The organism is Aidingimonas halophila, from assembly GCF_900106955.1.
GTDB classification, from domain to species: Bacteria; Pseudomonadota; Gammaproteobacteria; order Pseudomonadales; family Halomonadaceae; genus Aidingimonas; species Aidingimonas halophila.
The window spans coordinates 269,275-288,528 of record NZ_FNNI01000005.1 but is presented as its reverse complement, the minus strand read 5'-3'; the positions used below and the strand labels follow the sequence as shown (position 1 = coordinate 288,528).

At 55.5% G+C, this 19,254-nt stretch carries 20 protein-coding genes; 10 read left to right on the top strand and 10 right to left on the bottom strand.

Translation table 11 applies throughout. The annotated features are described in order from the left end of the window. Positions 1-71: 71 nt before the first annotated feature. The 8 genes from pepQ to can all read right to left on the bottom strand — a co-directional run bounded on the left by pepQ (position 72) and on the right by can (position 8,897). Positions 72-1,379, bottom strand: coding sequence for a Xaa-Pro dipeptidase (pepQ, locus tag BLW01_RS11425; RefSeq protein ID WP_092569779.1), 1,308 nt, complete (start codon positions 1,377-1,379; stop codon positions 72-74). Continuing rightward, the gene (locus tag BLW01_RS11420) at positions 1,376-2,308 is read right to left on the bottom strand and encodes a LysR family transcriptional regulator (protein ID WP_092569777.1); all 933 of its coding nucleotides are present in this window, start codon (positions 2,306-2,308) and stop codon (positions 1,376-1,378) included. Before BLW01_RS11420 ends, pepQ begins: the two co-directional genes overlap by 4 nt. A gap of 55 nt (positions 2,309-2,363) precedes the next feature. Next, positions 2,364-3,410 carry an ABC transporter ATP-binding protein gene (locus BLW01_RS11415; protein ID WP_092569775.1) on the bottom strand — a complete coding sequence of 349 codons (1,047 nt, stop codon included), beginning with the start codon at positions 3,408-3,410 and terminating at the stop codon, positions 2,364-2,366. After that, entirely contained in the window at positions 3,407-4,429 is a 1,023-nt protein-coding gene (locus tag BLW01_RS11410; RefSeq protein ID WP_092569773.1) for an ABC transporter ATP-binding protein, read from the bottom strand. The genes BLW01_RS11415 and BLW01_RS11410 overlap by 4 nt, the downstream gene beginning before the upstream one ends. Before the next feature lie 19 nt (positions 4,430-4,448). Next, positions 4,449-5,387 carry an ABC transporter permease gene (locus BLW01_RS11405; RefSeq protein ID WP_092569771.1) on the bottom strand — a complete coding sequence of 313 codons (939 nt, stop codon included), beginning with the start codon at positions 5,385-5,387 and terminating at the stop codon, positions 4,449-4,451. Next, positions 5,384-6,430 (bottom strand): ABC transporter permease, encoded by a 1,047-nt coding sequence (locus BLW01_RS11400; RefSeq protein WP_092569769.1) that lies wholly within the window; start codon positions 6,428-6,430, stop codon positions 5,384-5,386. The genes BLW01_RS11405 and BLW01_RS11400 overlap by 4 nt, the downstream gene beginning before the upstream one ends. 55 nt (positions 6,431-6,485) lie before the next feature. Next, positions 6,486-8,066 (bottom strand): ABC transporter substrate-binding protein, encoded by a 1,581-nt coding sequence (locus tag BLW01_RS11395; protein WP_092569767.1) that lies wholly within the window; start codon positions 8,064-8,066, stop codon positions 6,486-6,488. Between the two features lie 168 nt (positions 8,067-8,234). Then, positions 8,235-8,897 carry a carbonate dehydratase gene (gene can / locus BLW01_RS11390; protein WP_092569765.1) on the bottom strand — a complete coding sequence of 221 codons (663 nt, stop codon included), beginning with the start codon at positions 8,895-8,897 and terminating at the stop codon, positions 8,235-8,237. 154 nt (positions 8,898-9,051) lie between these two features. Here can and gorA point away from each other — a divergent pair, with 154 nt between their 5' ends. The 10 genes from gorA to yidD all read left to right on the top strand — a co-directional run bounded on the left by gorA (position 9,052) and on the right by yidD (position 18,011). After that, on the top strand, positions 9,052-10,413 hold the full coding sequence (gene gorA / locus BLW01_RS11385) for a glutathione-disulfide reductase (protein WP_092569763.1): 1,362 nt from the start codon (positions 9,052-9,054) through the stop codon (positions 10,411-10,413). 186 nt (positions 10,414-10,599) lie between these two features. Beyond that, complete coding sequence (ectA, locus tag BLW01_RS11380) at positions 10,600-11,178, top strand: diaminobutyrate acetyltransferase (RefSeq protein ID WP_092569762.1); 579 nt, start codon at positions 10,600-10,602, stop codon at positions 11,176-11,178. A 142-nt stretch (positions 11,179-11,320) separates the two neighbouring features. After that, positions 11,321-12,586, top strand: coding sequence for a diaminobutyrate--2-oxoglutarate transaminase (ectB, locus tag BLW01_RS11375; protein WP_092569760.1), 1,266 nt, complete (start codon positions 11,321-11,323; stop codon positions 12,584-12,586). Between the two features lie 84 nt (positions 12,587-12,670). After that, entirely contained in the window at positions 12,671-13,084 is a 414-nt protein-coding gene (locus BLW01_RS11370) for an ectoine synthase (RefSeq protein WP_092569758.1), read from the top strand. A 252-nt stretch (positions 13,085-13,336) separates the two neighbouring features. After that, complete coding sequence (locus BLW01_RS11365) at positions 13,337-14,209, top strand: ATP-dependent zinc protease family protein (RefSeq protein WP_092569756.1); 873 nt, start codon at positions 13,337-13,339, stop codon at positions 14,207-14,209. A gap of 28 nt (positions 14,210-14,237) precedes the next feature. Beyond that, positions 14,238-15,743 (top strand): UUP1 family membrane protein, encoded by a 1,506-nt coding sequence (locus BLW01_RS11360; protein WP_092569754.1) that lies wholly within the window; start codon positions 14,238-14,240, stop codon positions 15,741-15,743. 4 nt (positions 15,744-15,747) lie between these two features. Next, on the top strand, positions 15,748-16,752 hold the full coding sequence (locus BLW01_RS11355; RefSeq protein ID WP_092569752.1) for an alpha-L-glutamate ligase-like protein: 1,005 nt from the start codon (positions 15,748-15,750) through the stop codon (positions 16,750-16,752). Between the two features lie 55 nt (positions 16,753-16,807). After that, the gene (locus tag BLW01_RS11350) at positions 16,808-17,248 is read left to right on the top strand and encodes a transcriptional repressor (protein WP_092569750.1); all 441 of its coding nucleotides are present in this window, start codon (positions 16,808-16,810) and stop codon (positions 17,246-17,248) included. Positions 17,249-17,277: 29 nt separating this feature from the next. Then, positions 17,278-17,721, top strand: a complete 444-nt coding sequence (hisI, locus tag BLW01_RS11345) for a phosphoribosyl-AMP cyclohydrolase (RefSeq protein WP_092569748.1) — start codon at positions 17,278-17,280, stop codon at positions 17,719-17,721. Next, on the top strand, positions 17,718-18,011 hold the full coding sequence (gene yidD, locus BLW01_RS11340; RefSeq protein WP_092569746.1) for a membrane protein insertion efficiency factor YidD: 294 nt from the start codon (positions 17,718-17,720) through the stop codon (positions 18,009-18,011). The genes hisI and yidD overlap by 4 nt, the downstream gene beginning before the upstream one ends. Positions 18,012-18,043: 32 nt before the next feature. On the opposite strand, the gene BLW01_RS11335 is transcribed toward yidD, so the two are convergent. Both BLW01_RS11335 and nfuA read right to left on the bottom strand, forming a co-directional pair. Next, complete coding sequence (locus BLW01_RS11335) at positions 18,044-18,472, bottom strand: SufE family protein (RefSeq protein WP_092569744.1); 429 nt, start codon at positions 18,470-18,472, stop codon at positions 18,044-18,046. Between the two features lie 21 nt (positions 18,473-18,493). Next, positions 18,494-19,084 (bottom strand): Fe-S biogenesis protein NfuA, encoded by a 591-nt coding sequence (gene nfuA, locus BLW01_RS11330; RefSeq protein ID WP_092569742.1) that lies wholly within the window; start codon positions 19,082-19,084, stop codon positions 18,494-18,496. Positions 19,085-19,254: the final 170 nt, after the last annotated feature.

Here is a 19,254-nt window from a genome sequence, read left to right as displayed (position 1 = left end):
GCCCTCAACGCAGTGGAGCGATACTTGTTAGCTTATCGCGGCTTGACTCCCAAGCAAATGGCTTTACGACCTCATTCCCCGGGACATGTCAGATTCTCATGGCCCTCGTTCGTTATCAGCAGGTTATCCTCAATGCGGATACCACCGTGGGAGATCAGAGGGTCCACGATATTCCATTCGACAGTACGCCCGGCCGGTTGTGCCCGCAAGTTGTCGAGCAGCATCGGAATAAAATACAGTCCGGGCTCGATCGTAACGACCATGCCACTCTCGAGGTAGCGAGTCAGTCGTAGTGCCGGGTCCGATGGAGGTGCTGGCAATGGCGTTCCATCGCTGCTTACGCGGCCGCCGACATCATGGACCTGAATCCCCAATGAGTGGCCCAGACCGTGAGGACAGAATACCCGGGTAATCCCTTGTTCGACAGCTGCCTCGGCAGATCCCCGGACAATGCCGTGCTCACTCAACAGATTACCGAGCCCTTCATGCATCGTTTGGTGCAGCTCGGAGAATGGGAGTCCCGGCCGCAATGCGTCGATTAAACGTTGCTGCAGCACCGACACAGCGTTCAGCAGGGCCGAGAATCGCTCATCGGCTCCCGGCCCGGGCGTGGTACGCGAAATATCGGCACAATATCCCTGATGACGATAGCCGGCATCCACCAGCAAGCTATGTCGCATTGTCGGGGAATCGACAGCGTAGTGTTGGTAATGGAGAACGCCGGCATGTCGGTTGAGAGCGATGATGCTGGGATAGGGCAGAGCGCTTTCGCGTTGTTGGCTCGCGGTAAGATAGGCGAGATGGCATGCCAGCTCGCTTTTTCCAGCGAGGAATGCCTCAGCCGCAGCCTGGTGACCGACGAGTGCTTGTCGATTGGCTTCGCGCAGACACCAGATTTCGAAATCGTCCTTGTACATGCGTAGTTCATCCAATGCCAGCAACAGTGGCGCTGGATTGAGATCGCCCCCCAGTGATAACGCGGTATCACCATCGATATCGCCGAGCAACGCAAAATGCCCCTTTGGCAATGAGGGAGGTGCCGTATTATCACTCCAGTCGATATCGAACGCCGTCACCCACGCTGCATTCGGCAGGGTTTGGGGCAAGTGCCAGAAATCGCTCGGGGCATGAAAACGTAACAGCGGACGATGGCCAGGCCGAATCAGTATCCAGCTGTACTCGATTTCGGGCATGGGAATCCAATGCATGAAATGACCATACGTCACGAAACCGACCGGCTGATCGTCACCGTATTGCGTATATGCCTGTCCGCTGTAAATCAGGACACCATCATACCCCTGGTCAGCCAACACACGTTCATAGCCATCCTGCAACCGCTCGAGATGCTGGTACTGAGCCGTTTCCAGATCATTTGTCATTCCGAAGCTCCCGGAGTAACCTCGCTTGAAGAGGCGATTTGCGACCATAGCTTGTCGAGCTCGTATCGTTGCGTGCCAGCGAGTCGATAGAGCCGTAACTGCAACGGTATGTCCCAGCGTTCATCGCCAGCACGTACGAGTTGACCTTGATCGAGCGCGGGTTTAGCAACCCGTGCCGGCAGCCATCCAAGCCCATAACCCAGGGAGACGAGCTCTTTCACATTGTTTGTCTGTATGGTCTCGTTGAGTACGGTCAAATGCGTTGCCTCGGGCATCCTGGCCAGATGACTCGCGATGGCTGCACTGAGCAACCCTCGGGGATGGTAGGCAATCCATGCTTGGGAATGACGCTTGGTACCGGGAAGTCTGAAGCGAGGCGCCCCATGCTCCCCGGGTGCAGAGCAGGGAATCAGATGCTCGCGCCCCACGATCAGGTATTGATACTCACTGACATCAATATCGATGTCACAACGCCCCACCGGCCAATAACACAGCGCCAGATCACACTCACCACACGCCAGTCCCTGAAAATAATCGGCAATGAGCCACCCCGTTGCGCGCAGATAGGGCTGCAACCGAGCCAATTGGGGTTGGTTGGTCATCCAGTGCGGCAGAAAGTGAGTCAGCAAACTCTGCGGTGCTGCAATTAGTAGTCGACTGGCTTGCTCTGACGTCATGCGATTCAGACGCTCGCGGGTCAGTCGAACACGCTCCGTCACTTGCTCACACAGCTTGAGGAATTCCGCACCGGCTGGAGTCAGCGTAAGCGGCAATGTTTGACGATTGATGAGTGTTGTCCCCATCTCTTCCTCAAGCAGCTTGATCCGTCGCGAGAACGTCGGCTGAGTGACATTCTGCTCCTCGGCAGCCCGCGAGAAGTGCTGGGTACGAGCCAAGGCGATGAAGTCTTCCATCCATCGTAGTTCCATGTCATCCCCTTCATCGGGATCGAGACTGACATCTCATCCCGTCATTGACTCCCGCCTAGCTGATCCTGTCTTCCTCGATCGCATGGCATGCCACCTGGGCACCATTGTCGGTCGTTATCAGGGATGGGATTTCTCGACGGCAACGCTCGTTGGCATGCGGGCACCGCCCATGAAAGACACAACCGGAAGGCAGGTGAACCGGTGTGGGAACTTCGCCTTCGAGGCGGATATGTTGCGGTCGATCGTCTTCGAGACGGGGAATGGCCGACATCAATGCCTTGGTATACGGATGCCTGGGATGGGCGAAGAGGGTTGCCGTATCGGCAATTTCGCAAACACGTCCCAGGTACATGACAGCCACCCGGGTACCGAAGTGCTCGACCACGGCCAGATCGTGCGTGATGAACAGATAGGTCAGGTGGCGCTCCTGACGCGCTTCCATCAGCAGGTTCAGAACCTGAGCCTGAATCGAGACATCCAGTGCCGATATCGGCTCATCAGCGACGATGAACTCCGGATCGACTGCCAGCGCCCGGGCAATGGCGATTCGCTGACGTTGCCCGCCGGAAAATTCATGGCCATAGCGATTACCCCAATCCGGTGCCACTCCGACGGATATCATCACTTCATGGACTTTGTCCCTGATCGCTTGCCGGGACCACTGGGGATGGTGCAGACGGATCGGTTCTTCCAGCGTTTCCTGAATCGTCATGCGGGGATTCAACGACGCATAAGGGTTCTGGAATATCATCTGCATGCGGCGTCGATAAGGAAGCAGAGATCGGGTGGAGAGGTCATCGATACGCTCTCCATCATAACGAACCTCCCCGGCCGAGGGTTTCAGCAGACCCATGACGGTGCGGGCAACAGTGGACTTTCCGCATCCGGACTCACCCACGACACATAGAGCTTCGCCACGCTGAATAGTCAAATCGACGCCATTGATGGCATGAACGTACTCCTGTCGACGCACCAGCCGTCCTTTGTCGAACCGTAGCTGTTCCAGAAAGTCACCGGATAGCGAAAAATGTTTCTCCAGCCCACGGACTTCCAGCAATGGTGAGTGAGCATCCGAATGACGAAGAGATTCAGTGGCATTCATGAGGTCGTCTCCTCGGCCGGTATGCGCTCATATCCAAGCATCTCGGACACCATGTGACAGGCCACCCGACAATTGCCGGACGTGACAAAACCGGGCACGTGTTCGTAACAGGCCTGCCGACGCTGACCATCGGAACGCATGGCGAAATGACAACGCGGATGGAAAGCACACCCGTCGGGCAGATTATCCAGAGACGGCATGCTACCGGGTATCTGATTGAGTCGACTGCCGGGCGTCGCCATCTGTGGCAGGGCATTCATCAGCCCCTGGGTATAGGGGTGCTGCGGGTCGTTGATGATCTCTCGGGTGGGACCCTCTTCAATCACACGACCGGCATACATGACGAGCATGCGTTGTGTCACCTGACTGACGACCCCCAGGTCGTGGGTGATCAGGATCAGGCCGACATTGTGTTTTTCACACAAGGAAAGCAGCAATGCCATGATTTCGGCCTGGATGGTGACATCAAGAGCCGTTGTCGGTTCATCGGCGATGATGATATCGGGGTCGAGCAGCAAAGCGATGGCGATAATGACACGTTGTCGCATGCCACCGGACAGTTCATGCGGATACTGGTCAAGACGAGCCTCCGGAGAGGGTATCTGCACCTGAACCAGCTTGTGCAAAGCAATCCCGCGGGCTTCATGCGTCGATATGCGACGATGCGCCTTGAGACATTCAACCATTTGGTCACCGATGCTCAAGACCGGATTGAGCGTCATCATGGGGTCTTGAAAGATCATCGAAATGCGATGGCCACGAATATGGCGTAGCGCCCGCTCGCTCTGACCAATGAGTTCCTGTCCGTCGAAGCGGATACTGCCCCCGGCGATATAGCCGGGTTTAGAGATCAGATTCAACAAGGAGAAAGCGGCTACCGACTTGCCGGCACCTGACTCACCGACGATGCCCAGTCGCTCACCTCGATCGAGGCTGAAGCTGACGTCACGTAGTGCCTGGATATCGCCATTGCGCAGGGCAAAACGCACGTCGAGATGATTTACGTCGAGAAGGGACATGATATCTCCTGAAACGTGGTCAGCCCTTGTAGAGGCGTGGATTGAGCACATCGCGAAGCCAGTCACCAAGCAGGTTGATCACCAGTACCAACATCACCAGCACGGCCCCGGGAATCAGCGTGATCCACCAGGAACCCGACTGGAGATAATCGAAACCGGACTTGATCAATGACCCCAGGGATGGCTGAGTCTCCGGCATTCCCAACCCCAGGAAGGAAAGCGCCGCTTCCGAAATGATCGCATTCGCCACCTGCACCGTGGAGATGACGAAAATCGGCGATAGTGTGTTCGGCAAGATATGGCGGAACATGATGCGTCGGCTGGACAGCCCCATGACACGTGCGGCGTCGACGTACTCCTTGGCTTTTTCAGCCAATACCGATGCCCTTACCGTTCGTGCATATTGAGGCCATTCCGCCAGGCCGATGATGACGACCAGCAAGGGAACGGCATAAGCGCCAAAGGTATCACCACCGAAAATCGCCTTGACCAGTGCTCCGACCACGATGGCCACCATGAGGGTGGAAAAAGAGAGCTGAATATCGGCCAGGCGCATCAGGAACGCATCAACGCGACCTCCCAGATAGCCGGCCAGGAGTCCGAAGCAGACTCCCAGTGTTGCCTGTAGCGCGACGGCACCAAAGCCGATGATCAACGAGACACGGGCTCCGTAGAGTATCGTCGACAGCAGGTCACGTCCCTGGGCATCCGTGCCCAGCACATAGGCTTCGTCACTCCCGGCGATCCAGAATGGTGGCAACTCCGAGGCCATGATATCGATCGTGGTCAGGTCGTATGGATCAGTGGGCGACAACCACGGCGCCAGCACCGCCACGCCGAGCAGCAGAATGAATGCCACAAGACTCAATTGCGCGATGACATCACGCTTGAAACTGTAAAGCAGATAGGAGTCGCGGAACCGTGTCCAGCGACCCGCTGGAGCAGATGTCGGGTTCATGCGGGTTTTCCTGTCAGTTTGACGGTGGGATTGACCAGTCCGTAGATAAGGTCGACCACGGTATTGGTAATAACGAAAATCAAGCCCACGATCATGAGATAGGTCACGATCAACGGAATATCCGAACGTTCAATGGCATCCAGAAACATCAGACCCATACCCGGCCATTGGAATACCGTTTCCGTCAGAATGGTATAAGCGACAAGGGTACCGATCTGCACCCCACCGACAGTGATGACCGGTAACATGGTGTTCTTCAGCGCATGAAGAAAGTAGATACGGGAGAGGGGCAGCCCCTTGGCTCGAGCGAACTTGATGTAGTCGGATTGCAATACCTCGAGCATTTCGGCACGAATCAAGCGGATGAAAAGCGGCAACATGATCGAGGCTAGCGAGATCGCCGGCAACACGAGATACAGCAACCCCCGGGGTGACGCAAAGTTGGTATACCAGGTGCCAATGACATGCACAGGATCGCCACGACCGTATGCAGGCATCCCCCCCTCGGTGGTTACCAGATCATTGAGCCATGCCCCCCAGGCGGTATCGGCGGGGAAGGGGGTCCAGCTGACACCGATAGCAAAGATTTGAATCAACACGATGGCCGTCAGAAATACAGGGATCGAGATGCCGACAATCGATACCCCCATGAAAAACCGAGACAACCAGGCACGAGGCTTGATCGCACTATAAACGCCAATCGGCACCGACAGCAGGATGATCAGAAATGTTGCTGAAGCGACGAGTTCTAGAGTGGCAGGGAGATGACGCGCAATGACCTCAGTCGTCGGCTGATTGAAGATATAGGAATAACCGAAATCCAGTTGTGCCGCATTGATGGCAAAGCGCAGATACTGGACCAGGAAAGGGTCGTTCAATCCCAGTTCCTCTCGTAACTGGGCACGTTCACTCTCAGGAACCGATTGTCCCACCATCTGCTGGATCGGATCCCCCAGGTTGTCCTGGATGGCAAACGCGATCACGCTGATGACGAACATCACCAACAGCGCATGGAAAAGGCGCTTGATCAGAAAGGCGATCATGAAAGACGTCCCGTACTGGAAAGGGACGCGCCCCACCGGAGCGCGTCATCAATGATTACTCGTCGTTGATGACCAGGTCCCCCAGATAGGGGAAGTTCATCACGTTGAGTATGGGCTCGATCTCGATATGCGATGCCGATGCCCAGGCCAGGTCTTGCCAATGCAGAGGAACGAAAGCGGCTTCGTCGTAGAGTGTCTGCTCGACCTCCTGGAGCATCTCGGCGCGCTTCTCCTGATCGATTTCGAGATTGGCCTCTCTGACCAGCTCATCGAGTTCGGGATTGCAATAATTGCCGGCGTTGTACTGCCCGCCACCAGTCTCGGTATCCGGGCATTCAGTCAGATACTGATGGAAGTTGGCCGAGTCCTCGGTATCGGAGTGCCAGCCGATCATCATCATGTCAGCAGCACGATCATCGTACTCTCCCCAATATTGCGCTTTGGGAAGGGTCTTGAGATCGACATCGACATTGATACGAGCCAGCATTGCCGAAACGGCCTGAGCTATCTTGGCATCGTTCACGTAGCGGTTGTTGGGAGCCATCATGGTGATTTCGAAGCCATCTTCATAACCGGCTTCCGCCATGAGCTCCTGGGCTTTTTCCATGTCATGTCGGATCTCCAGATCCGGTACGTGACCTGCATAGCCCTCCGGCGAGAACTGGGCGGCCGGTGTGGCAAACCCTTTCATCAGCCGGTCGGCAATACCTTCCTGATTGATGGCGTAGGTGAATGCCTTGCGCACTTTCGGATCCTGGAATGCCTCGACGCGCTCCTGGTTCATGTGAAAGAGGATGATCCGTGTACCCGACATCGTTACGAGATTGGCGTCTTCATCCTCGCGTACACGCTCAAGGTCATTGGGCGGTACCGGCGCGATGAAATCGACATCTCCTGAAAGCAGAGCAGCGACACGGGTTGCATTCTCGCTGATGGGGGTGAGCACGATACGATCGACATTGCCGGGGGAGTCGTCGTCCCAATAATTGGGATTCCGTTCGAATTCCATACGATTGCCCGGCTGGTGTTCAGTCACCGTGAACGGGCCGGTTCCGGAAAGGTGTTTCGAGGCATAGGAGTTGCCGTTCTTGACGATCTCATCCTTCGGGTCACCGTCGTCGTCGGTACCGGTATAGAATTCACTATCCATCGGGAAAATGTAGGTGGCGAGATTCAGCAACAACGGATAGGGTTTTTCGGTCTGGAATTCGACGGTCTGTTCGTCGACGGCTGTCACTTTGTCGATCGGCTCGAAGATTGCCTTGAAATCCGAACTGCGTTTGAGGCGATCGACAGTCCAGACGACATCTTCTGCCGTCAGTGTATTGCCGCTATGGAAGCTCACTCCCTCACGGAGCGTCATGCGAAGCGTCGTATCATCGACCTGTTCCCAATCGCTGGCCAGACGTGGCTCGAACTCCAGATCCTGAGTCCAGCGAACCAGAGGATCGAAAGTCATATGGGAGAGCTGCAGTATCCCCCCGGATAACTGTTCGTGAATATCCAATGACACCGGATCGGCATCATAGGCCATTCGCAGGGTATTGATATCGTCGTCCTGGGCAGCGGCAGGCAGCGCAGCGGTACCTGCCATGAGCGCGCCGATAGTGGCGGCCATCAGGGTTTTGTTGAACATTTCAGGGTCCCCAGATTCAAATGGCTGTCTATTGTTGATTGTTGTCAGGCGGCATCGAGCTTGCGCCAACGGTCGCCAAAGACGGCTTAAAGCGTAGACAGACGTTTGATCCGGAGACAATCGAAATTATGACAAACCCCATTCACTGACTGAATATCGCGCGGGGAGTCAGTCGTCCGCCGCCCCCTCGGCCGATCCCTGACGATCGACACGATACAGCTGGGGAACCTGATCGAGCCCCGTTACGCTGCAATCGAGGTCCTGGACGCGTCCATCCGACAGGCCGTACACCCAGCCATGTACCGCCAGATGCTGACCACGCTGCCAGGCTCGCTGGATGATCTTGGTACGGCAGAGATTATCGACCTGTGCCTGGACATTGAGTTCGCATAGACGATCGACCTGCTCATCCTCTGTCAGCGATGCCAGGGCCTCGCGATGGCGACTGTAAAGATCCCGTACCGAATGCAACCAATAATCGACGATGCCGCATTCCCCTCCGGTCACGACGGAACGTACTCCGCCACAGCCGTAGTGCCCTACGATCATGATGTGCTTGACCTTCAGCACATCCACCGCGAACTGAACCACTGACAGGGCATTCATGTCGTTATGGTGCAGCAGGTTGGCGACATTACGATGGACGAAGACTTCGCCGGGGGGAAGATCGATGATTTGATTGGCGGGGACCCGGCTATCGGAACAACCGATCCAGAGATACTCCGGATTCTGTTGTTGTGCCAGACGGGGGAAGAAGTCGGGATCCTGCTTACTGACGGTTTCCGCCCACTGCTGGTTGCGTTCGAGCAGGCGTCGCATCTCTTCTTTCATTGATTTATCCCCTTTTCAGAACTTGGTGGTCAACTTTGCTCGGTTTTTACCTCGTGGCATCAGTCAGGTCAATGCAATCTCTCTGCCGCAAACCTCTATCGGCTGGTATCATCGTTGGCGATGCTTCACCACTTTGCATGCAGGAGAAAATTAAGTGTCCGAGTTTGATTATGATCTCTTTGTCATCGGTGCGGGTTCCGGTGGCGTCCGTGCGGCTCGTACGGCAGCAGCTACCGGCGCCCGGGTGGCTGTCGCGGAAGACCGCTATCTGGGAGGCACCTGCGTCAATGTCGGTTGCGTTCCCAAGAAACTCTATTCGTATGCCGCGCATTTCCATGAATCGTTCAAGGACAGTGCCGGTTTCGGCTGGACATTGCCTGAAGCGCCGCGTTTTGACTGGCCCACGCTACGGGATAACAAGATCGCGGAAATCAAGCGTCTCAATGGTATCTACGGACGCTTGCTCGACGGTGCCGATGTCCGCCTGATCAATGGACGCGCTCGCGTCGTCGATGCCCACCATGTCGAAGTGGCGGGGGAGACGATCAGCTCCGACAAGATCCTCGTGGCCACTGGCGGCTGGCCTTGGGTTCCGGACTTCCCGGGTAACGAACACGTTGTCAACTCCAACCAGGTCTTTGATCTCGATACTTTCCCCAAGCGCTTCCTGGTATTGGGCGGCGGCTATATTGCCATCGAATTTGCAAGCATATTCAATGGATTGGGAAGTGACACGCATTTGGTATATCGCGGCGAGCTATTCCTTCGGGGATTCGATCGAGAAGTGCGGGAGTTCACGCGAGACGAGATGACCAAAAAGGGCGTCAACCTTCATTTCGGGACCAATATCGAGCGTATAGACCGCATCGAAGGTGGTTTGCATGTCACGCTGACCAGCGGCGACGTGATGGAAGTCGATGCCGTGCTGGCAGCGACAGGGCGTAAACCGCACCTGCAGAGTCTCGGCCTGGACAAGCTCGATGTGGAACTCAACGATGATGGTACTCTCAAGGTCAACGAGCGGTACGAGACCTCGGTACCGTCGATTCTGGCCCTGGGCGATGTGACCGGAGGCCCCGAGCTGACTCCCGTGGCGTTGGAAGAAGCGATGCATATGGTTCAGCATCACTTTACTGACGCACCGCCCCGACCGCTGGACTATAAAAACATCGCGACAGCCGTGTTCTGTCATCCGAATATCGGCACCGTCGGTCTCTCAGAAGAGGAGGCCCGTTCCACCTGTGGTGATATTCGTGTCTACAGCGCCGATTTCAGGCCCATGAAACACACACTGTCGGGAAGTGATGAGCGTTGTCTGATGAAGCTCATCGTCGATGATGCATCCGACCGCGTCGTCGGCGCCCATATGGTCGGCGAAGAGGCGGGGGAGGTCATCCAGGGCATCGCGATCGCCGTGCGTTCCGGTCTTACCAAGGATGATTTCGATGCCACGGTTGGCATCCATCCGACAGGAGCCGAGGAATTCGTGACAATGCGAACTGTCACTCGCCGTTGAGACGAGCAAGTAACGCCGATGACCGGTTGTAGCGGAATGGTCAGCTCCTGATCGGGGCTGCTCATTCCGGCCACCCTCACCATAACCTCGATTTATCGATTTTGCGCTGTGAGATAAGAGCCTTTTTGATCTCCTCAAAAGGACTGTTTATAATTAGCGGTGAATTCGCAACAGCGAAATGGAAACATGAACGTATCGACACAGCCTTTCACGCCATCTGCCGACCTGGCACGCCCGAGTGTGGCAGATGCAGTGGTCGGCAATGAGAACACGCCGCTTTTCATACGCAAGCCCAATCCCGACGATGGCTGGGGTATCTACGAGCTGGTCAAATCGTGCCCCCCCCTTGATGTCAATTCCGCCTACGCCTATTTGCTTCTGGCCACCCAGTTCCGCGATAGCTGCGCGGTTGCCACCAATGAAGAGGGGGAAATCGTCGGCTTCGTTTCTGGTTACGTGAAGAGCAATGCGCCGGATACCTATTTCCTGTGGCAAGTCGCTGTCGGTGAAAAGGCGCGTGGTACAGGACTGGCACGCCGTTTGGTCGAGGCCGTGATGAGACGTCCGGAACTGGCTGAAGTGCGTCATCTGGAAACGACGATCACTCCGGACAACGAAGCGTCCTGGGGGTTGTTCACCCGTCTTGCCGATCGTTGGCAAGCGCCTCTTAACAGTCGTGAATATTTTTCCACCGATCAGCTCGGTGGTGAGCACGACCCCGAAAATCTGGTACGTATCGGACCCTTTCAACCCGAGCGTATCTGATGCTTTCCCGAATCCCAGTACTACAGCGGCTTGCTGGTGAACTCCAGGCCGCTGTACTCCCCGTTCATTGCCTGTCGGAGCAGGGCACGTAAGTGCCACCTCAGGCACATTCCATTTTTCCTATACCACACAGGAGATCACGATGCAGACCGAGATTCTCGAACGCATGGAGTCCGACGTTCGGACGTACTCACGCTCATTTCCCGTCGTTTTCACGAAAGCGAAAGGGGCACGCTTGACCGCCGAAGACGGTCGTGAATACATCGATTTTCTGGCCGGTGCAGGCACCCTCAATTACGGTCACAATCATCCGGACCTGAAACAGGCGCTGGTCGACTACCTGATGGATGATGGGGTCGTCCACGGGCTGGATATGTGGACAGATGCCAAGCGCGACTATCTCGAGACGCTCGAAGAAGTGATCTTCAAGCCGCGTGGCCTGAACTACAAGGTACACCTGCCGGGGCCCACAGGCACCAATGCTGTCGAAGCGGCCATCCGTCTGGCACGAGTGGCCACCGGACGTCACAATATCGTGTCATTCACCAACGGTTTCCATGGGGTCACCATGGGCGCATTGGCAACCACCGGAAATCGCAAGTTTCGTGAAGCCACGGGCGGCATTCCCACCCAAGGTGGGGCATTCATGCCGTTTGACGGTTACATGGGCGATGGCATCGATACACTGGCCTATTTCGAGAAGCTGCTCGGCGACAATTCAAGCGGCCTTGATCTGCCCGCTGCCGTGATCATTGAAACGGTGCAAGGTGAGGGCGGTATCAATCCTGCCGGCCTTGACTGGCTCAAGCGCCTCGAAACGATCTGCCGTCGTCACGATATTCTGCTCATCATCGATGATATTCAGGCCGGCTGCGGCCGAACCGGCAAGTTCTTCAGCTTCGAGCATGCTGACATCACCCCGGATATCGTGACCAATTCCAAATCATTGTCCGGTTTCGGGTTGCCATTTGCCCATGTATTGATGCGCCCAGAACTCGACAAGTGGAAGCCAGGCCAGTATAACGGCACGTTCCGCGGCTTTGGGATGGCGATGGTGACGGGCGCGGCGGCACTCAAACGCTTCTGGAGCGACGATACGCTCGAGCGCGATGTACAACGCAAGGGCAGAGTCGTTGCCGATCGCTTCCAGCAACTGGCCGCGTGGTTAACCGACCAGGGGATCGAAAGCTCTGAACGTGGCCGTGGCCTGATGCGCGGACTCGATGTCGGAACCGGTGACAACGCCGACAAGATTAGTGAAGAGGCGTTCAAGCGCGGCCTGATCATCGAAACCAGTGGACACGATGGTCATGTCGTCAAGTGCTTGTGCCCGTTGACCATCAGTGATGAAGATCTGCTGGAAGGCCTGGACATTCTGGATGCCAGCACCAAGGCGGCCTTTTCCTGATCTTGCCGGCGCACTAGACTCAATAACAACGACGGCCCGTTGCGACGGGCCGTCGTCCGTGTATCTACCTGGAGGAAATGCACGATGATCGTTCGTAATCTCGAAGAAGCCCGTCAAACCGATCGCCTGGTCAAGGCCGAGAATGGCAACTGGGATAGCACACGCCTGAGTCTCGCCGATGACGGAGGTAACTGCTCCTTTCACATCACACGGATCTATGCAGGCACCGAGACTCATATCCACTACAAGCATCATTTCGAGGCGGTCTACTGCATTGAAGGTGAAGGCGAGGTAGAAACCCTGGCTGACGGAAAAATCTGGCCGATCAAGCCGGGCGATATCTATATTCTCGACCAGCATGACGAGCATCTGCTTCGTGCCCAGAAGACCATGCATCTGGCCTGCGTCTTCACGCCAGGACTGACTGGCAACGAGGTACACCGAGAAGACGGGTCATATGCGCCATCCGGCGAAGCCGGTGACAATCAGCCGCTCTGACGCTGACACCGAACCCATGACGCCCCGAGATCAATGCCGCCAGGGGCGTCATATGTCACAGAGAGATAATCCTTAGACGATGAACACAGCACGGATTGCAGTGGCAAGATATGATTCATGGCCAATATTTCGCATAATGTATATTATGTTAAATTAAACCTGGAAAATTGGAAGTCTAGCTTTCAAGTCTTTATGATTCCTTAACCTTCAATCATTTTCCTGTTCGCGTTTCCGCAAAGGACCTCCGCCCTCATGCAACGGACTTCCCCTCGTGCAACATTTCGATTACCGGCATGTCTTCTCCTCTGGATCATACCGGCAGCGCTATTGACGGGATGTACGACCCTGCCATGGGATCAGGAAGAGCCTGAACCGACAGTGACGCCTGAAATGTTCGACTCACGCATGGCGGAACTGGAACAAACCATGTCCAGCCAATGTGAAGTCAGCCGTGATGCCAGCGAAGCCTTACGTAACGACACCCTGACACTCACCTCGGATGTTCGTGAAATCGGCAGTCTGCTACGTCGTCTCCGGAGCGATATCAATTTTCTCGGCGGTAATCCCGAAGTGCCTCCCTCGCTTTGTGATATCGACGATGACAGTGATAGCTATCGCAACAAACAGGTTCTGGGACGCAGCGAATGGGTCGGTTTCCCCGATGTCGGCACTTATCTCAAGGCAAGAGTCGATTCCGGCGCCGATACGGCCTCGCTTTCCGCTCGGGATATCACTTCCTTTGAGCGCGACGGTGAAGATTGGGTGCGTTTCAAGCTGGCTCTTGATGATGATGCCGCTGTCGTCGAAAGCGTTCGCGATGAATGGATCGAGGCCCCGGTGGAGAGACAAGTCCGTATATTGCAGGCGTCAGGAACAGAAACCCGGCCGGTTATCAGCCTCTTGATGACACTGGGGCCTATTCGCGAACATGTCGAATTCTCTCTGAGCGACCGTGAGGACATGAGTTTCCCGGTCCTGTTGGGAAGGCGCTTCCTGATGGATATCGCAATTGTCGATGTAGCCGAGAAGTATCGTTATGAACGTCCCGAGTTTCCCGGTGGGGAATCCGCTGACCAAGCGGAAGAGGATGAGGCTCGAGATGACGATGTCGCAGAAAACGAATAACCAACCGGATTAACGACAAGGATCCTCCATGTCACGTCTGCCCTTCTATTTTCTTATCGGGATCCTTCTGGTTGCGGGCATTGCCATGACCATCCATCGGCATGTGCAATTCGATGTTCCCTGGACACCTGACGAAACGCGACAGGTCTGGGAGGTCGAAGCCCAGGTGAGTTTCGATGCCGACGATGGCCCCGCAGTTGTTAATATGGCGTTACCTTCCAATCAGCAAGGCTATCGTGTCTTGACGGAGAACACGGCATCGTCAGGCTATGGTCTCTCGTTCCTTGAAGAGAACAACGGCAGGCGAGCCGAATGGTCGGTTCGGGAAGCCAGCGATACCCAGCGGCTATATTACTCCGTACAGTTGCTGGAGGCACCCGACTCTCGGTCTTCCGAGGCTACAGCGCCCGAGCTGCCCGAGAATATCGTCTGGGAGCGCCCTTTCGATACGGCTGCCGAGGAGATCATCGATCGCGCATACCAGCGATCCGCCGATCCCTACACATTCACCCGGGAGTTGATACGTGAGTTTACCGGTGACCGACAGGGTGAAAACGCGCGCCTGCTCTTGAATGAATTCGATCGTGGTCCGCTACTGGTGCGTCTCTTGAACGAGGCAGGTGTCCATGCACGAACAGTCAGCGGTCTACTGCTCGAGGATGGCCGACGGCGGCAGAAGTTGACCACCTGGCTTCAGGTCTTCGATGATGACCAATGGGCCCTATTCAATCCTAGAACCGGAGAACAGGGCTGGCCGAAAAATCTGCTCTTGTGGGAGACCAGCGGAGAAGCCGTTCTCGAGGTTGAAGGTGGAACCAACTCCGATATCAACTTCTCGATGATCCGGCAAAATCAGCCGGCTGCAGCGGCTGTCCGTAATCAGCTGTCTACCGATACGCTGCTCAATTTCTCCATTCATAGCTTGCCACTGGAAGAACAGGCGCTTTTCCAGACAATACTCCTGATCCCTATCGGCGCATTGGTCGTCGTCTTCTTGCGCGTTCTCGTCGGCATCAAGACATCGGGCACCTTCATGCCAGTGCTTATCGCCCTCGCCTTCATACAGACGTCGTTGTTGACGGGGCTCATCGGTTTTCTGCTGGTGGTTGCAGTAGGCCTGGTCATTCGCAACTATCTGTCCTACCTCAACCTGTTACTCGTGGCGCGCGTCTCCGCCGTTATCATCACCGTCATCGCCATCATTTCAGTGTTTTCGGTACTCTCATACCGATTCGGGCTCAATGCGGGGCTCACCATCACTTTCTTCCCAATGATCATTCTGGCCTGGACCATCGAAAGAATGTCGATCCTGTGGGAAGAAGAAGGCCCCAAAGAGGTGCTCATTCAAGGGGGAGGCAGTCTTGTGACCGCAATTCTCGCCTATCTGGCGATGAACAATCCCTGGGTGCGTCACATCACCTTCAACTTCCTCGGTGTGCAACTGATACTGATGGCATTGATCTTGCTGCTGGGCAACTACACAGGCTATCGATTGCTGGAATTGCGTCGTTTCAAGCCGGTAACGGAGGACTGACGGCATGGTCAACTGGACCACACCCGGGAAGCTGTCAGGAAAAGGCATCATCGGTATGAACCGGCGGAATATCCGTTATATCGGCCGCTACAATAACCGCCGTCTGTACCCTTTGGTCGACGATAAACTCAAGACCAAGCTACTGGCCCGCGAACATGGGATCACGACACCAGCGTTGATCGGCACCATCGAAACGCAGTTTGACGTCAAGCACATCAGTCGTATCGTTCAAGGACATGCCGGTTTTGCCATCAAACCGGCCAAAGGAAGTGGTGGCAAAGGCATTCTGGTCATCGAGCACGTCAACAACGAGGCTTACATCAAGCCCAGTGGTACACGTCTCGGTCGAGAGGCGCTGGAAAGGCATGTCTCCAATATCCTGTCCGGGCTTTATTCATTGGGTGGGTCCCCGGATGTCGCTGTCGTCGAAGCCTTGATAAATTTCGACGAATCCTTATCGGAATACACATACGAAGGTGTCCCCGATATCCGTGTCATTATCTTCCAGGGGTACCCGGTCATGGCGATGATGCGCCTCTCGACCGCTGCCTCGGATGGCAAGGCCAACCTTCATCAGGGAGCTGTCGGCGTCGGTTTGGATATTGCAACCGGCACGGCGCTTCGCGGAGTACAGTTCGATCGTACACGAAACGATCACCCCGACACCGGCCATGAACTTGCCAGCCTAAGAATTCCTGGCTGGGACACATTGCTTCGTCTCGCCGCTCGCTGCTATGAAATGACCGGCCTTGGTTATCTGGGGACAGATATGGTGCTGGATCGCCACCATGGCCCCATGCTGCTTGAGCTCAATGCCCGCCCAGGTCTGGCCATTCAAATGGCCAATGGTGAAGGACTGCGCCCTCGCCTCGATTTAATCGAACAACAGTCTGCAGGGGCGGATGTCGAAACGCGTGTCGCCTTTTCTCAACATCACTTTGCACGCCAGGGAGAACTCCCCCCGGTCCAGAGCGATATCTCTCATCAGGCATCGGTATCGGCTGGCTGATAACGTGTTGGCCACGTAGAATAGGGCCGGTACATTCGATGAATCCAGGCACTCCATGGCCGATACGACCCTTTTAATACAGCAAGCTGAACGCCAATGCCATAATCGAGGCGTCCGTTTCACACCGATACGGCGACGGGTGCTGGAAATGATTGCAACGGCGAGTGGTGGGCTCAAGGCATATGAGTTGCTGGACAAGCTAGCCACCGAGCATGAAGCGGCGAGACCGCCTACCGTTTACCGTGCACTGGACTTCCTGATCGAACAGGGGCTCGTACACCGCATCGAGTCCCTGAATGCCTATGTTGCCTGCCCTTGCCCGGAACATGTGCATGGCTTTCAATTGTTGATTTGCCGTTCGTGCGGTCGTGTCGAGGAGTTGCATCTTGATGACGTCAATACCTTACTTGGAGAACGAGCACGTACGCTTGGATTTGCCATCGAACGCCAGACCATCGAACTTTTAGGGCTTTGTGGCCATTGCTGCGCTTCTTGATGTCTTTTCCGAACCCATAGGGTGTGCCCATGAGTCAGCTATTCCAACATCTCGAGCCGTCGGACAGTCACTTCGAGCCTGACAAGGACGAGGTTCTGAATGCCATTCGCTGGAATGCCGATGGTCTGATTCCGGCCATCGCGCAACAGTACGACAGTGGTGAAGTCCTGATGATGGCCTGGATGAACCGCGAGGCCCTGGAAAAAACATTGCAAAGCCATCGGGTTTGCTACTGGTCCCGTTCGCGATCAACGCTCTGGCGCAAGGGAGAGTCTTCCGGACAGGTTCAGAAACTCAAGGCCATGAACCTCGATTGTGATGGTGACACCCTGCTGCTCCAGGTCGACCAGGAAGGACCGGCTTGCCACACGGGGAGGCGAAGTTGTTTCTATGTGCGACTGGAACAGAACAAAGCCTGGGTGGATCAGGCACCGCTTATTGATCCCAAGACGCTATACACGAACAAGCCATGACATGCCATTGGCCAAAAAAACTGCTTGCCTGGCCGTTGATCGCATTGATCAGAGGATACCAATATCTGATCAGCCCCCTTCTCGGCCCACGTTGTCGCTTCTGGCCAAGCTGTTCTCAATATGCCGTCGAAGCAATACAGTCGTTCGGGCCTGTCAAAGGAGGCTGGTTGGCTCTGAAGCGCGTCGGGAAATGCCATCCCTGGCATCCTGGGGGTATTGATCCCGTCCCCGAACATCACCATGCATCGTCGACAGACCGATCGGGAACACAGCATCGAGAATCGAGATAGGTGGCACGGAATTCGTGTGTTATCCCACCCTCTTAAGCTGCCGCTTCTTCTTCGGCAATATCGTAGATTCGGCCGAGCATGGCATGAAGGCCGTTGCTGCGTGTTGGCGAGAGATGCTTATCGAGCCCTAGGTCCTCGAGAAAGCGGGGAGCGGTTGCTGTGATTTCCGTGGGTTGGCGGCCGTCATAGATACGCATCAATACCGCGATCAAGCCGGATACGATGGCGGCATCCGAAATCGCACTGAAATGCAAGCGTTCCCCATCGAAGTGATGATGCATCCAGACATTGGATTGGCATCCCTTGATCTTCAACTCATCGACTTTCCACTCTTCGGGGAACTCCGGTAGCTGCCGCCCCATATCGATGATGTACTGGTAGCGATCCATCCAGTTATCGAACATGGCGAATTCATCCGCCAACTCTTCCTGGGCTGCCTGCGGGCTCGGGCTCGATGTCATAAGCAATCGATATAACGTGCTTTAACGGTAGTAAGCTTGACTGGTATCGGTATGATCGGTCACATCACGAATACCAGCCAGTTCGGGAATACGCTCCAGCAAGGTACGCTCCACCCCATCCTTGAGCGTCAGATCGACGGCGGCGCAGCCCTGGCATCCGCCACCGAATTGCAGTACGGCCAGGTTATCCTCTGTGAGCTGCACCAGGCGCACTTCCCCACCGTGGGAAGCCAGCCCCGGGTTGATCTCGCTGAACAGGACGTAGTTGACGCGATCTTCCATGGGACTATCGGCGTTGACCTTGGGCATCTTGGCATTCGGTGCCTTGATCGTCAGTTGGCCACCCATGCGATCGGCGTTGAAATCGACCACCGCTTCTTCCAGAAACGGGATGCTGTGCTGATCGATAAAGACGTTGATCTTCTCTAGCTCGAGTTTTTCGTCAGTCGGCTCTTCCTCGCCCGGTCGGCAATAGGCCAGACAGGTCTCGGCATAGGGAGTTCCCGGCTGCGTGATGAAGATACGCACCGCAATACCCTCAACATTCTGCTTCTCGAGCAGTTCGGCCAGGTAATCCTGGGCACTATCGGTAATCTGGATGCTCTCGCTCATGATGACACGGTCCTGAATGCTGAGAACGAATTTGCCTTTAATGGTAAGGAAAATTCGAACTTGACACAATCCCGAGTGAAATACTCAGGCATGGCGAATGTGAATAGGCTTGGTGGTTTCTGATATAGTGGCCTGGCTATCTCATTTTCGACACCACAACGAAAACGCAC